Origin of the sequence: Curtobacterium sp. MCBD17_030, from assembly GCF_003224255.1 — a bacterium.
In the GTDB taxonomy this organism is placed as follows: Bacteria; Actinomycetota; Actinomycetes; order Actinomycetales; family Microbacteriaceae; genus Curtobacterium.
In genome coordinates, this window is record NZ_QKLI01000003.1 from 213,624 (window position 1) to 226,763 (window position 13,140).

General features: G+C 73.1%; 13 protein-coding genes. 7 read left to right on the forward strand and 6 right to left on the reverse strand.

The genetic code is table 11. The features are described 5' to 3' along the window. The first annotated feature begins 7 nt into the window (after positions 1–7). Genes hemC through hemL form a run of 4 tightly spaced genes read left to right on the forward strand, consistent with a single transcriptional unit; the run spans position 8 to position 4,434 of the window. The gene (hemC, locus tag DEI89_RS05190; protein ID WP_110902970.1) at positions 8–1,090 is read left to right on the forward strand and encodes a hydroxymethylbilane synthase; all 1,083 of its coding nucleotides are present in this window, start codon (positions 8–10) and stop codon (positions 1,088–1,090) included. A gap of 52 nt (positions 1,091–1,142) precedes the next feature. Beyond that, positions 1,143–2,042: a uroporphyrinogen-III synthase gene (locus DEI89_RS05195; protein ID WP_110902971.1), complete on the forward strand. Its 900-nt coding sequence runs from the start codon at positions 1,143–1,145 to the stop codon at positions 2,040–2,042. Further along, positions 2,039–3,094 carry a porphobilinogen synthase gene (gene hemB, locus DEI89_RS05200; RefSeq protein WP_110902972.1) on the forward strand — a complete coding sequence of 352 codons (1,056 nt, stop codon included), beginning with the start codon at positions 2,039–2,041 and terminating at the stop codon, positions 3,092–3,094. Before DEI89_RS05195 ends, hemB begins: the two co-directional genes overlap by 4 nt. Further along, positions 3,091–4,434, forward strand: a complete 1,344-nt coding sequence (gene hemL, locus DEI89_RS05205; RefSeq protein WP_110902973.1) for a glutamate-1-semialdehyde 2,1-aminomutase — start codon at positions 3,091–3,093, stop codon at positions 4,432–4,434. The genes hemB and hemL overlap by 4 nt, the downstream gene beginning before the upstream one ends. Positions 4,435–4,574: 140 nt before the next feature. Here the strand turns inward: hemL and DEI89_RS05210 are convergent, their stop codons facing one another. Next, complete coding sequence (locus DEI89_RS05210; RefSeq protein ID WP_110902974.1) at positions 4,575–5,360, reverse strand: ABC transporter ATP-binding protein; 786 nt, start codon at positions 5,358–5,360, stop codon at positions 4,575–4,577. Between the two features lie 38 nt (positions 5,361–5,398). Continuing rightward, a complete protein-coding gene (locus DEI89_RS05215; protein WP_110902975.1) occupies positions 5,399–6,067 on the reverse strand; it encodes a GntR family transcriptional regulator in 669 nt (222 codons plus the stop codon). Between the two features lie 107 nt (positions 6,068–6,174). Here DEI89_RS05215 and DEI89_RS05220 point away from each other — a divergent pair, with 107 nt between their 5' ends. Together DEI89_RS05220 and DEI89_RS05225 are read left to right on the forward strand one after the other, a co-directional pair. Then, the gene (locus DEI89_RS05220; protein ID WP_110902976.1) at positions 6,175–7,374 is read left to right on the forward strand and encodes a sensor histidine kinase; all 1,200 of its coding nucleotides are present in this window, start codon (positions 6,175–6,177) and stop codon (positions 7,372–7,374) included. An 82-nt stretch (positions 7,375–7,456) separates the two neighbouring features. Further along, the gene (locus DEI89_RS05225) at positions 7,457–8,116 is read left to right on the forward strand and encodes a response regulator transcription factor (RefSeq protein ID WP_258368765.1); all 660 of its coding nucleotides are present in this window, start codon (positions 7,457–7,459) and stop codon (positions 8,114–8,116) included. A gap of 106 nt (positions 8,117–8,222) precedes the next feature. Here the strand turns inward: DEI89_RS05225 and DEI89_RS05230 are convergent, their stop codons facing one another. From DEI89_RS05230 to DEI89_RS05245, 4 genes are all read right to left on the reverse strand, one after another. After that, positions 8,223–9,122, reverse strand: coding sequence for a L,D-transpeptidase (locus DEI89_RS05230; RefSeq protein WP_110902978.1), 900 nt, complete (start codon positions 9,120–9,122; stop codon positions 8,223–8,225). Between the two features lie 106 nt (positions 9,123–9,228). Further along, positions 9,229–9,744 (reverse strand): hypothetical protein, encoded by a 516-nt coding sequence (locus DEI89_RS05235; protein WP_110902979.1) that lies wholly within the window; start codon positions 9,742–9,744, stop codon positions 9,229–9,231. 158 nt (positions 9,745–9,902) lie between these two features. After that, complete coding sequence (locus DEI89_RS05240) at positions 9,903–10,880, reverse strand: MDR family oxidoreductase (protein WP_110902980.1); 978 nt, start codon at positions 10,878–10,880, stop codon at positions 9,903–9,905. A 69-nt stretch (positions 10,881–10,949) separates the two neighbouring features. Next, positions 10,950–11,978, reverse strand: a complete 1,029-nt coding sequence (locus DEI89_RS05245) for a 6-phosphofructokinase (protein ID WP_110902981.1) — start codon at positions 11,976–11,978, stop codon at positions 10,950–10,952. A 152-nt stretch (positions 11,979–12,130) separates the two neighbouring features. On the opposite strand from DEI89_RS05245, the gene DEI89_RS05250 reads away from it, so the two are divergent. Beyond that, positions 12,131–13,114, forward strand: a complete 984-nt coding sequence (locus DEI89_RS05250) for a DNA-3-methyladenine glycosylase (RefSeq protein ID WP_181421504.1) — start codon at positions 12,131–12,133, stop codon at positions 13,112–13,114. Positions 13,115–13,140: the final 26 nt, after the last annotated feature.

Sequence of the window (13,140 nt, forward strand, 5' to 3'; positions counted from 1 at the left end):
TCCGGCAGTGCAGGACCCCGCATCCTCGAAGTCGTCGGGCGACAAGCCCGCCATCCGGCTGGGCACCCGCGCCAGCCGGCTCGCGGTCGCCCAGTCACAGGACATCGCGGACCGGCTCGCCAAGGTGTCCGGGCGGCCGGTGGAACTCGTCACCGTGACCAGCGAGGGCGACACGAACCGCGCCTCCCTGGCGTCGCTCGGCGGCACCGGCGTGTTCGCGTCGGCGCTCCGTGAGGCCCTGGTGGCGCACGAGGTCGACGTCCTCGTGCACTCCCTCAAGGACCTGCCGACGGCGCCGTACCCGGGCCTGACGATCGGCGCGGTACCGAAGCGCGCTGACGCTCGCGACGTCCTGGTCGCCCGCAACGGCGCGACGGTGGAGACCCTGCCCGAGGGTGCGACCGTCGGGACGGGATCACCCCGCCGTGCCGCGCAGCTCAAGGCCGACCGACCCGACCTCGACGTCGTCGACATCCGCGGCAACATCGACACCCGGCTCGCCCGTGTCGAGGACGACCTCGACGCCGTCGTGCTCGCCGCCGCCGGACTCGGTCGCATCGGTCGACTCGACGCGGCCACCGAGCTGCTCGACCTCGGCTTCTGGCCGAGCGCTCCCGGCCAGGGCGCCCTGGCCGTCGAGATCCGTGCGGACGAGGACGACCGGAACCTGCTCGCCGCCCTGCGGAAGATCGAGCACGCCCCCACCCGGCTCACCGTCACCGCAGAACGTGAGGTCCTGGCGAAGCTCGAGGCCGGCTGCTCCGCGCCGATCGGTGCGACGGCGGTCGTCGACGCCGAGATGCTCCTGGTGTCCGCGACGGTGTACAGCCCGGACGGGTCCGAGTACCGGACGGCCTCGCACGCGGCCGTGCTCGACGGGTCGGCGCAGGACCGCCTCGACGAGGCCCTGTCCGTCGCCGACCGGGTCGCCGCCGAGCTGCTCGAGAACGGCGCCGCCGAACTGGCCGACCTGTCGAGCTCCGCCGGGTCGGACTCGGCCGAGCACGACGCCGAGCACACCGTCGGCCCCGGCCTCGACACCCCCGGTACCGAGGGTCCGTCCGACACGTCCGCCACCGCGACCGAGTAGGGCGACGATCACCACGGACACCACGCGGCACGACACGACCGGGCACCGGCCCGTGGTCGTCGTCCCGCGCGGTGGCTCCTGGGGTGAACGGGTCGCCGCCGCGGCCACGGCGCGCGGGCTCGACCCGCGCATCGTGCCGCTCGTCACCGACGCTCCGCCACTCGACGCCAGCCCCCTCGACCGGATGGTCGCCCGGCTCGAGGCCGGGAGGCCCGGAGCGGCTCCCGACCCCGGCCAGCCCTCCCAGGTTCCACAATTCCGCGGCCTCGAGGCGTCGGGTTCCGACATCGTGGAACCTCGACGACCCGCACGCGGCGAGTCGTCGGACCTCGACGGCGCGGGCGCCGACGCCGAGCCGGCAAACGCCAGTGGCGCCGGCGACGACTGGCTCGTGGTGACCAGTGCGACCACCGTGCGGGTGCTCGCGGAACGCTTGCCGGGCCTCCCGTCCGGTGTCCGCGTCGCCGCCGTGGGCGAGGCGACCGCTCGCGTAGCCCGCTCCGCCGGGTGGACCGTCGACCTCGTTCCGGCAGACCACTCGGCTGCTGGACTCGTGCGGGCGCTCCCGGCGGACGCCCGACTCGTCCTGCACCCGCGCTCCGACCTGGTGGCACCCACCCTCGTCGACGGCCTGCGCGCCCGGGGCATCGACGTGTCGGAGGTGGTCGCGTACCGTACCGTCGGGACCGGAGACGCGCCGATCCCGGCCGACCCCGCGCCGGACGTCGTCCTCGTGACGAGCGGCAGCGTCGCCCGCGAAGTCGTCCGCCGACTCACCCCCCTCAGCCCGCGCACCCGGATCGCCTGCATCGGCCCGGGCACCGCCGCCGAGACCCGCGACGCCGGACTGCCCGTGCACGTCGTCGCAGCCGAGCGGTCCGCCGAAGCCCTCCTCGACGCCGTCGTCGAGTCCCTTGACCCATCCACCCCCGAACAGGAAGGCCACCCGTGACCGGCCGCTTCCCCCAGGTCCGCCCCCGACGACTCCGCGCCACCCCCGCGATGCGTCGTCTCGTCGCCGAGACCCGGCTCCACCCCGCCGAGCTCGTGCTGCCGATGTTCATCCGCGAAGGCGCCACCGACGCGATCGACATCACGAGCATGCCCGGGGTCCAGCAGCACTCCCTCGACTCGTTCCGCCGTGCGCTCAACGAAGCCGCGTCGGTCGGCATCGGGGGCGTGAACCTGTTCGGCGTGCCCGAGCACAAGGACGCCGTGGGCTCCGGCGCGACGGACCCGGACGGCATCCTCAACGTCGCGATCCGGGTGGCGAAGGAGGAGGTCGGCGACGCGCTCGTCGTGCAGTCCGACCTGTGCCTCGACGAGTTCACCGACCACGGCCACTGCGGCGTGCTCGCGACCGACGGTTCGGTCGACAACGACGCCACGCTCCTGCGGTACCGGGACATGGCGGTCGCCCAGGCCGAGGCCGGTGCCGAGCTCGTCTGCCTGAGCGGCATGATGGACGGCCAGATCGCCGCCGCCCGGGACGCGCTCGACGTCTCCGGGCACTCCGGCACCGCGCTGCTCGCGTACGCGGCCAAGTACGCCTCGGCGTTCTACGGGCCCTTCCGCGAGGCCGTCGCGAGCACCCTGCAGGGCGACCGCCGGACGTACCAGCTCGACTCCGGCAACGGGCGCGAGGGGCTGCGCGAGGTCGAGCAGGACATCGGGGAGGGCGCCGACATCGTCATGGTGAAGCCCGCCATGAGCTACCTCGACGTCCTCGCCCGCACGGCCGACACCTCGCCGGTGCCGGTCTGGGCGTACCAGATCTCGGGCGAGTACGCGATGATCACCGCAGCCGCCCAGAACGGCTGGATCGACCGTGACGCCGCCGCCATGGAGGCCCTCATCGGCATCAAGCGCGCCGGTGCCGACGCGATCCTCACGTACTTCGCGGTCGACATCGCCCGCAAGCTCAACGACGAAGCGGGTCTGCGCACCTCGGGCAGCACTGCGGACGTCGCCGGCATCGCCACGACCGGGAAGGCCCCCGAATGACCTCGACGACGACCACGAACGACCAGCTGTTCGGCCGTGCGAAGAACAGCATCCCCGGGGGTGTGAACTCGCCGGTCCGTGCGTACGGCTCGGTCGGCGGCACACCCCGGTTCCTCGTGAACGCGAAGGGCGCGTACGTCACCGACGCCGAGGGTCGCGAGTACGTGGACCTCGTGGCGTCCTGGGGCCCGGCGATCCTCGGGCACGCCCATCCCGGTACGGTCGAGGCCGTCCAGCAGGCGGCGGCCCGCGGGCTGTCGTTCGGGGCCTCCACCCCGGGCGAGACCGAGCTGGCCGAACTCGTGAAGCAGCGGGTGCAGGTCGACGGCGACGGTCCGATCGAGAAGATCCGCATGGTGTCGACCGGCACCGAGGCCACGATGACCGCGATCCGTCTGGCGCGCGGCTACACCGGCCGTGACCTGCTGGTGAAGTTCGCCGGGCACTACCACGGTCACTCCGACTCGCTGCTGGCCGAGGCCGGCTCCGGCGTCGCGACGCTCGCCCTCCCGGGCAGCGCCGGCATCACCGCCGAGACCGCCGCGCAGACCCTGGTGCTGCCGTACAACGACCTGGACGCCGTCCGCCGCGCCTTCGACGAGCACTCCGAACGCATCGCCGCCGTGATCGTCGAGGCCGCAGCCGCGAACATGGGCGTCCTGGCACCCGAGCGCGGGTTCAACCGGGCGCTCGCGCAGATCACCCGGTCGCACGGCGCGCTGCTCATCGTCGACGAGGTCCTCACCGGCTTCCGCGTGGGACCCGCCGGCTGGTGGGGCCTCGAGGCGTCGAACACCGTCCCCGACGGCGCCGGGTGGAAGCCCGACCTGGTCACCTACGGCAAGGTCATCGGTGGCGGCATGCCCCTCGCCGCGCTGGGTGGTCGGCGCGAGGTGATGGACTTCCTCGCGCCGCTCGGCCCGGTGTACCAGGCCGGCACGCTCTCCGGGAACCCGCTGGCGGTCGCCGCCGGCATCGCCACGCTCCGTGCCGCGACGGCCGACGTCTACGCGCACCTTGACCGCACGGCCGACGTCGTCTCCCGCGCGACGAGCGAGGCCCTGTCCGCCGAGGGTGTCGCGCACACCGTGCAGCACGCCGGCAACCTGTTCTCGTTCGCGTTCACGGACACCCCGCCGCGGAACTACGACGACGTCCGCGCGCAGGACGTCTTCCGGTACGCGCCGTTCTTCCACAGCATGCTCGACTCCGGCGTCACCCTGCCGCCGAGCGTGTTCGAGGCGTGGTTCCTCACCGCGGCGCACGACGAGCGTGCGGTCTCGCAGATCCTCGACGCCCTGCCCGCTGCGGCGAAGGCCGCGGGCGCCGCCACGGCCTGACGGGGGTGCCTGCGCGAGACGCCTCGGAGTGCCCGAGACACCCCTGAACTCCAAGGCGTCTCGGTGCTTCCGGGGCGTCGTGCGGCGACGGGCCCGTCTCGCGGCGGCGGCACGCGGCACGGCCGGGAGGCGCGGCTCGTCTAGTCGGCGCGGCGCGCGTGCCAGCGCCCACCGCTGCGCTCGACGGCGAGCGGGAAGTCGAACGCCGCCGACACCTGCGCCGAGGTGATGACCTCGTCGGCGTGCCCCTGCGCCACGACGCCCCCGTCCCGCAGCAGCATCGCGTGCGAGGTCGACGCCGGCAGGTCCTCCAGGTGGTGCGTCACCATCACACTGCCGAGGCCGGGCTGCCGGACACGCAGAGCGTCGACGGTCTCGAGCAGGTGTTCACGGGCGGCGACGTCGAGGCCGGTCGCGGGTTCGTCGAGCAGCAGCAGCCGTGGCTCGGACATCAGCGCCCGGGCGATCAGCGCTCGTCCCCGTTCGCCCTGGGACAGCACCGGCCAGCGGGCGTCACGACGGGCGGCCAGCCCGACGTCGGCGACGTGCTGTTCGGCGCGGACGACCTGCTCGGCGGTCGGCTCCCACCGCACCATGAGGTCGGTCGTGCCGGTGAGGCCGGTGAGCACGGTCTCGAGGACGGTGAGCGGCGAGAGCATCCGGTGCCGCGGGTCGACGTGCCCGATGTCCTCGCGGAGCTGACGGACGTCGACGCGTCCGAGCCGGTGTCCGAGCAGCTCGGCGGTCCCCGCCGAGGGGTGTCCGGTCGCACCGAGGACGGCGAGCAGCGTGGACTTGCCCGCACCGTTCGGACCGAGCAGTGCCCAGTGCTCGCCGGCGCGGACGGTCAGGTCGACGTCGTGCAGCAGGTCCCGGCCGCTGCGGGTGACACGGAGTCCGGAGGTGCGGAGGAGGACGTCGTTCATCCCGCCATCCTCGCGCACCTCGGCGGACGCGGCCGCTGTCAGGCCGCTGCGGCCCGGGCGGTGGCCAGGTGCTCGGCCATCGCACGTCCGAGTCCGCGGACGAGGGCTCCGCCGGCTTCGCCGTCGCGGCCCTTCGCCGCGGCGCGGAACCCGTCGAGGGCCTGTTCCACGTCCCAGAAGACGAACTCGGGCTCGCCGATCCGCACGAACTTCGCCCGGTTCAGCAGGGACTCGCTCGTCTTGATCAGCAGCTCGTTGCCGGAATTCTGCACCATGAACGCGATCGCCCGGTCGATGTCGTCGTTCAGCGCGCGGTCCTCGGCCTTCGCGTGGGCACGCATGTCGTCGAGGATCGCGCCGAACGCCTTCACGTCGGCGTCCTCGAAGCGGGGGAAGGACCAGCGGGCGGCGAGCTCGCCGAAGCCGAAGAGCATCTGGAACGCGTCGTCGTAGGCCTCACGGGTCGGCGAGGCGACGCGGGTGTACCGGTTCGCCTCCATCTCGACCAGGCCGTAGTCGACGAGCTTCGCGATCGCCTCGCGGATCGGCGTGCGACTCACACCCAGCCAGGCGACGAGTTCGTCGTCGTTCAGGCGTTCGCCGGCCTGCAGCGTGCCGTCCTGGATGGCGGCGAGCATCTTCTCGAGGACGACGTCCCGGAGGAGCTTCCGGGGCGAGTTCTCGACGGTCGACTTGGGTACCGGCATCCGGGTCTCCTCAGTGAAGGTGTTCGGAACTCAAATCCTAACGTGACATTGTGCAAACGCTTGGCTTCTGAACGAGGATCACTGGTGACATCTGGTATTCTGCCCCGATGGGCAACGGACCGGCCGAGCGATGCGGTTCAGGACAGCGCAGCCGCCGATGGCGCGATGGAGGTCGGCCGAGCGGAGAACAGGGCAGCGGCAGGATCCGACGTCATGGCGCCGACGCACTCGTCGCGCTCGGGTTCGCCGTCGTGCTCGTCGTCTACTCGATCCTCGAGACCGGCTTCGCCTACCAGGGGCCGGAGAACGTCATCCCGGTGGCCGCCGTCCTGCTCGTCCTGGTCCGCCGACTGATCCCCTGGCTGGGCCTCGCCGGACAACTCGGCGTCGATCTCGTCGACCGCTGGGCGGCGATCTCCAGTGAACCCTTCGGCGCCGCCGTCGCCCTGTTCACGATCGCGACGATGCGGAACACCCGGACCCTCGTCGTCGCGAACGGCGTCGCACTCGTCGTGCTCGTCGCCTCCGTGGCGGTGGCGGGCCGGACGGTCCGAGGCGCCGTCGTCTGCCTCGCCGTGTACGCGCTCGGCTCGGTCAGCGGATGGGCCGTCCGCCGCTCATCCCTGCAGCGGCTCCACGTGCTCCGGCTCGGCGTACTGGCCCGTCGGCATCGAGAGGCGCTGGCACGAGCCGAGGAGCGGGCGACGATCGCAGCCGCGGCGCACGACACCGTGACCGCCGCACTCGCGGTCGTGCTCCGGCTCGGCGAGGCCGCTCGCGCCCAGGTCGACCACGACCCTCGGACCGCTTCGCTGACGTTGGAACGGCTCACGACGGTCGCGCGGTCCGGCATGGGCGAGGTCCGCCGCTTCGTGCGCATCGTGGACCCGGACCCAGACCCAGACCGAGACCCAGACCCAGAGCGAGACCCAGACCGAGACCCATGCGCCGAGGGCAGCGCGGCGACGTCCCTCGACCAGGTGATCGCCGACGTGCGTGCTGCGGGCGTCCCGATCTCGTCGTCGGTCAGGGGAGCCCCGGCGGACGGCCGCACAGCGGAGGTCGTCACCCGCGTCGTGCAGGAGTCCCTCACGAACGTCCTCAAGCACGCTGACCCCACCGCGTGCTGGTCCTCGTCCGCTACCCGGAGGACGGGACACCCGGGTCCGTGCTCGTCCGGAACGACGGCGTCCGGCCCGGCCCGCGCGGGAACGGGCGTGGCCTCCGCGGGCTGGAGCGCCGGTTGCAGGCGGTCGGTGGACGATGTGTCGCCGGCCCGGCGGAGCAGGACGGCGCGTGGGAGGTGACGGCGGTCCTGCCGGGTGGGGCGGGCCTCCCGTCCGTCGCCGTCCCGGACCGCACCGACCGGACCGGAGCGGGGAACCGGCCGTGATCCGGGTCCTCGTCGTGGACGACCACGACCTGCTCCGGACCGGCACGGCGATGGTCGTCGGTGCCGCACCCGACATGACCGTCGTCGGCGAGGCGAGCAACGGCCGTGACGCCGTGCACCGAGCCGGCGGACTCCGACCGGACGTCGTCGTGACCGACGCCCGGATGCCCGGGACGGACGGCATCGCGGCGACCGCCGAGATCGTCCGGCGGTTCCCCGAATGCCGCGTCCTCATCCTCACCGCCTTCGACGTCGACGACCACGCCTTCGGTGCGCTCGATGCCGGGGCGAGCGGGTACCTGCTCAAGGACTGCACGGCCGACGAGCTCCTCGCAGGGATCCGCGCGGTCGCTGCAGGGAACGCGATCGTCGCGCCACACGCGACCCGGCGCCTGTTGGAACGGACCCGCGGGACCCTGCTCGTGTCCGACGGCGCCGCGGCTGATCGTGGCCGGTTCGATGCGCTCTCCGGCCGCGAACACGAGGTGCTGCGGGCGGTGGTCCGCGGGGCGTCGAACGCGGAGATCGCCGGCGAGTTGTTCATCTCCGAAGCCACCGTGAAGAGCCACGTCGCGAGCATCCTCCGCAAGACCGGGCTCCGCGACCGGATCCACGTGGTGATCGAGGCGTTCCGCTGCGGGTACGTCCAGGGCTGACGAGCGGTCGGCACCGGCGGGCAGCATGCCACCGCGTCGCCGGGTGGATCGTCGTCGCTCTCGGCATCGCGGCGGCAGTGCGTCAGGGCAGCAGAGCACCACCGCGTCACGGCGTCAGCCGGATCGCCGTCCCCAGTGGGAGCACGTCGACCGCCGCGAGTGCATCCGGCCCGACCCGGATGCAGCCGTGTGAGACCGCACCGCCGCCGATCGGTCCGACGTGGATGCCGATCAGGCCGCCGTCATCACCCCCGTAGGGTTCGTCCTGCCGGGTGGCGTGCAGCGACGTGAGTTGGATCCGGTGTGCGGACTGGCCCTGCGCCGGGTCCGTGTACCGGGCCTGCAGGTAGCCGCTCACGTCGGTCGGGGTGGGCGTCCCCGGGGTGCCGACCCCGACCGGGAACTGCTGCTCCCGCTTCCCGGCCCGGACGGTCATCGTCGCCCGCGCGACCGACACGATCACCGAGGCGTCCACGGGACGCAGCGGCGGCAGCGCGTCGGTCCGGACGTAGGCGGCCGTCTGGGCCGGTGCCCCGTCCGGGCCCGCGGCGGACGGGAGCACGCGTCGTGCCGGCGTGAGCGCCACGGACCAGTCCCCGTCGGATCGGGTCACCGCGACGGTCGTCGCGTCGCCGAGGAAGTCGCGGGCCGGGAGGACCGCCACCGGTCGGTCACGGTCCTCACCGTAGAGCGGCAGATCCATCCGCAGTCGCCCGGCGGCCACCGGCGCGGTGTCCGGAGCTGCGAAGAGGTCGGGGACGACGGCGTCGTGCACTGCTGCCGGGAGACCGGCCGGATCGAAGGACGGTTCGGTCGTGGGCGGGTGTCGTGGAGTCGAGAGCGCGGACCCCGGCGTCCTCGTCGTGTCGGACGGTGTCACCGTGGGCGCGATCGGTGTCGCTTGTTGGTGCACTGCGGGCGCGGCGCAGGAGGCGGGTCCGCCCAGGACGAGGGCAGCAGCCAGGGCTGCCGCGACGAGGGATCGGGTCTTCCGGTGCGAGGACATGTCGTTCCATCCGGTGGTTCGAGGACAGGGCGCGGCCGTCCGCCCCGGGGCCGAGGCCCGAGGGGCGGGGTGGCCGTGACGGAGCCGCCACGACCACCCCCGGGGCTCATCCGGCGACGCGGGGCAACGTCCCCGTGCCCGACGTCCCGGTGCGCGGAGCTCCGGTTCCCGGAGCACCGGCCCCCGGCGCCGGCTTCTTCTGGAGGTCACCGCCACTCCCCGGCCCGTGGTTCCCGCTCGCGATCTCCTCGAGCTCCGACCCGTCGGTCGCTCGCCACCCGGCGGCGAGCAGGCGGCGGGCGCTGTCCTGGGTCAGGAGCCCGTTGCTGTCACGTTCGATCAGCGGCGGCTCGCCAGGCCCTTCCAGGCCGGGGATCGACCGGTTGGGGCCCTTGCCGCCCGGCGGCGCGGTGGGACCCGTCGAGGCCGTGGGGACCACCGTGGTCGGGGTCGAGGTGGTCGGCGCCGAGGTGGGCGTGGTCTGCGCCGCGACGGGTGGACCCGACACGTTCCCGTCCGGGCCCGACGCCGATGCGGAGGCCGCCACCGGTCCGAGGGCGATCGCCGAGACGAGCGCGACCGACGACGCGATGCCGACGATGGTCTTCTTGATGGTGTTCATCACCACTCCTTCTGTTCGTGTCACCGGCTCATCCGGCGACGTGAACAGTGAAGCGTTCGGGAGTGATGTGCCACATGCTGCCTGGGGGTGGTTCAGCGATCCGCCCTCCGGCTGAGTCCGCTGGGGGTCCTCCGTCCTGAGGACGACCGGCACCCGGGTCAGCGTCGGACGTCGACCACCGTCCGCCCGTGCACCCGTCCCGCGACCACCTCGGCGCCGACCTCGATCGCCGCCGCCAGGTCCACCGTCCGCGTGACCCCGGCGAGCAGCGCCGGGTCGAGGTCCGACACGAGCCGGTCCCACGCCCGCTTCCGCACCGGCAGCGGTGCGTCCACCGAGTTCACCCCGAGCAATGACACCCCGCGCAGGATGAACGGGAGGACCGTGGTCGGCAGGGCACTGTCCTGCGCGAGACCGCAGGCGGTCACCGCGCCGCCCCACTTCGTCGAGGCCAGGACGTTCGCCAGGGTCGCACCGCCGACGCTGTCGACCGCACCGGCCCAGATCGCACGCTGCATCGGCTTCCCGAGTTCCGCGATGGCGGCCCGGTCGATCACCTCGGTCGCGCCGAGCGCGCGCAGCGAGGCGTCGTTCTCCGGTCGCCCGGTCGACGCCGTCACGGTGTAGCCGCGCGCTGCCAGGAGGGCGATCGCCACCGTGCCCACGCCCCCGGAGGCGCCCGTCACCAGGATCGGCCCGTCCTCCGGCACGACCACGTGCTCGAGGGCCAGCACGCTGAGCATCGCCGTGAACCCCGCCGTGCCGATCGCCGCGGCACGCTCGTCGGGCATGTCGTCCGGCAGTCGCACCAGGGACCCGGCCGGGGCCAGCGCCCGCTCCGCCCAGCCGCCGTGTCGCGTCTCACCGAGTCCGGCGCCGTTGAGCACCACGCGGTCCCCGACAGCGACGTCGGTCACCCCGCTGCCCACTGCTGCGACCGTGCCGACGGCGTCGATCCCGGGGACGAGCGGATCCACCCGGGCGACGCCGGGGTTGCCGGCCAGCGCCAGGCCGTCCTTGTAGTTGACGCTGGACAGGGTGACGTCGAGGAGCGCCTCACCGGGGCCCGGGTCGCCGATCTCGACGTCGGTGACGGCGGGGGTTGCGGAACGTGAGGCGAGGACGGCGCGGGTCATGCGCGCGACGCTACCCCGGGCCTCCCGGCCGGAACCGGGCGGACCGGGCGGACCTCGGGTGGGACGGCGTCAGCCGAACATGATGGCGGCCTCGTCGTACCGGTCCTGCGGCACGGTCTTCAGCTCGCCGAGCGCGTCCGCGAACGAGACGTGCACGATGTCGGTGCCCTTCAGCGCGACCATCCGACCCCAGCGCTCCTCGACCACCGCGTCGATCGCCGCCAGCCCGAGGCGCGTCGACAGCACCCGGTCGTACGCCGTCGGCGTACCGCCGCGCTGGATGTGGCCCAGGGTCGTGGCGCGCGTTTCGATTCCCGTCATCTCCTCGATGAGCGGGGCGAGGCGCTCGCCGATGCCGCCCAAGCGAGGTCGGCCGAAGGCATCCAGGCCGCGCTCGGTGTGGGCGGTGTCCTCGTGGTCCGGGACGAAGCCCTCGGCGACCACGACGAGCGGTGCGCGTCCGCGGTCGTAGGCGGCCTGCACCCACTCCGCGATCTGCGCCAGGGACGTCTTCTGCTCGGGGATGAGGATCGCGTGCGCGCCCGCTGCCATGCCCGAGTGCAGGGCGATCCAACCGACGTGCCGGCCCATGACCTCGGCGACCATGCAGCGTGAGTGGGACTCGCCGGTGGTGCGCAGGCGGTCCATCGCCTCGGTCGCGATCGCCACCGCGGTGTCGAAGCCGAACGTGTAGTCCGTGGCACCGAGGTCGTTGTCGACCGTCTTGGGGACGCCGACGATCTTGAGCCCGGCGTCGGTGAGGCGCTTCGCGGCGGCCAGTGTGCCCTCGCCACCGATCGCGACGATGGCGTCGATGCCGTGCCGCTCGAGCGTCGCGGTGATGTTCTCGACGCCGCCCTTCGGGCCCTCGAACGGGTTCGTCCGGCTCGTGCCGAGGATCGTCCCGCCCTGCTTCGCGATGCCCTGGATGTCCTTGCGGCCGAGCGGCACGATGTCACCCTCGACCACGCCCCGCCAGCCGTCCCGGAAGCCGACGAACTCGTGGCCGTGGATCGCGATGCCCTTGAGCACGATGGCCCGGATGACCGCGTTGAGACCGGGGCAGTCGCCGCCGGAGGTGAGGATGCCGATGCGCATGGAGAGGACTTCCGATGTCGGGTTCGGTGGACCCCCTCATCATGGCCGACGCGGGTCCGGGACCGCCACGCTGTGACCGAGCTTGTGGACAACCGCCGGTGGTGCCGTCCGCCACGGTCGCCGGTGTCCGTACCGGCGTTTACGATCCCTGCATGGCTTCCGTCCGATCCGCTGCGGCGTCGACCGGCGACGCCGAGCAGGATCGCGACCCGCTCGTCGACCTACGCCGCGTCGACACCGTCTACCGGCCGGGAGGCCCGGTGGACGTGATCGCGACGCTGCGGCCCCTCTCGCGCGGCTCCGGTGACCCGGCGCACCGGGTGGTCGGGTCCGACGTGTGGCTCGCGTTGCGCACCCCGGAGGGGCCGGCGTCCGTCCTCGTCCGGGCCGTCGGCGACGCCGTCGCGATCAGCGCGTGGGGTGCCGGAGCCGCGTGGGCTGTGTCGCACGGACCGGACCTCGTCGGCCGCGGTGACGACTGGTCCGAACTCGACGTGTCTGCGCATGCGTTCCTGGAGCAGGCGCGACACCGCCAGCCGGGGTTACGGCTCCTCCGGACGAACACCGTCGTCGCGATGCTCGTGCCCGCGATCATGGAGCAGAAGGTGACCTCGCGGCAGGCCTGGCGTGCGTGGCGGTACCTCGTCCGACGCTTCGGAACGCCAGCACCCGGCCCGGCTCCGGAGGGCATGGTCGTCCCGCCGGACGCCGACACCTGGGCCCGGATCCCGAGTTGGGAGTGGCACAAGGCCGGCATCGAACCCGGGCGCTCCGCGACGGTGATGCGAGTCGTGAAGGTCGCGCCCGCACTCGAGCGGACGCTGACGCTCGGCCGCGGCGGGGAGCTCGTCGCGAGTCGGCTGCAGTCGATCCCCGGCGTCGGGCCGTGGACCGCCGCCGAGACGGCGCAGCGGGCACACGGCGACCCGGACTCGCCGAGCGTCGGGGACTACCACGTGCCAGCACTCGTCGGGTGGGCGCTCACCGGCGGTCCGGTCGACGATGACGGGATGCTCGAACTGCTCGAACCGTGGCGGGGGCACCGGGAGCGGGTCGTGCGGTTGATCGCGGGCTCGGGCTTCCGGAAGCCGGCGTTCGGGCCGCGGATGACGATCCAGGACCACCGGGGGCATTGAGTCCGCTCGGCCCGGATCCCACTGAC

What these genes read in the sequence shown, in the direction of transcription:
- DEI89_RS05230 (WP_110902978.1), bottom strand. Translation starts at nt 9,122, where the DNA reads ATGTCCTCGCACCGGAAGACCCGATCCCTCGTCGCGGCAGCCCTGGCT.
- hemL (WP_110902973.1), top strand. Translation starts at nt 3,091, where the DNA reads ATGACCTCGACGACGACCACGAACGACCAGCTGTTCGGCCGTGCGAAG.
- DEI89_RS05250 (WP_181421504.1), top strand. Translation starts at nt 12,131, where the DNA reads ATGGCTTCCGTCCGATCCGCTGCGGCGTCGACCGGCGACGCCGAGCAG.
- DEI89_RS05220 (WP_110902976.1), top strand. Translation starts at nt 6,175, where the DNA reads ATGGGCAACGGACCGGCCGAGCGATGCGGTTCAGGACAGCGCAGCCGC.
- DEI89_RS05235 (WP_110902979.1), bottom strand. Translation starts at nt 9,744, where the DNA reads ATGAACACCATCAAGAAGACCATCGTCGGCATCGCGTCGTCGGTCGCG.
- DEI89_RS05210 (WP_110902974.1), bottom strand. Translation starts at nt 5,360, where the DNA reads ATGAACGACGTCCTCCTCCGCACCTCCGGACTCCGTGTCACCCGCAGC.
- DEI89_RS05240 (WP_110902980.1), bottom strand. Translation starts at nt 10,880, where the DNA reads ATGACCCGCGCCGTCCTCGCCTCACGTTCCGCAACCCCCGCCGTCACC.
- DEI89_RS05245 (WP_110902981.1), bottom strand. Translation starts at nt 11,978, where the DNA reads ATGCGCATCGGCATCCTCACCTCCGGCGGCGACTGCCCCGGTCTCAAC.
- DEI89_RS05215 (WP_110902975.1), bottom strand. Translation starts at nt 6,067, where the DNA reads ATGCCGGTACCCAAGTCGACCGTCGAGAACTCGCCCCGGAAGCTCCTC.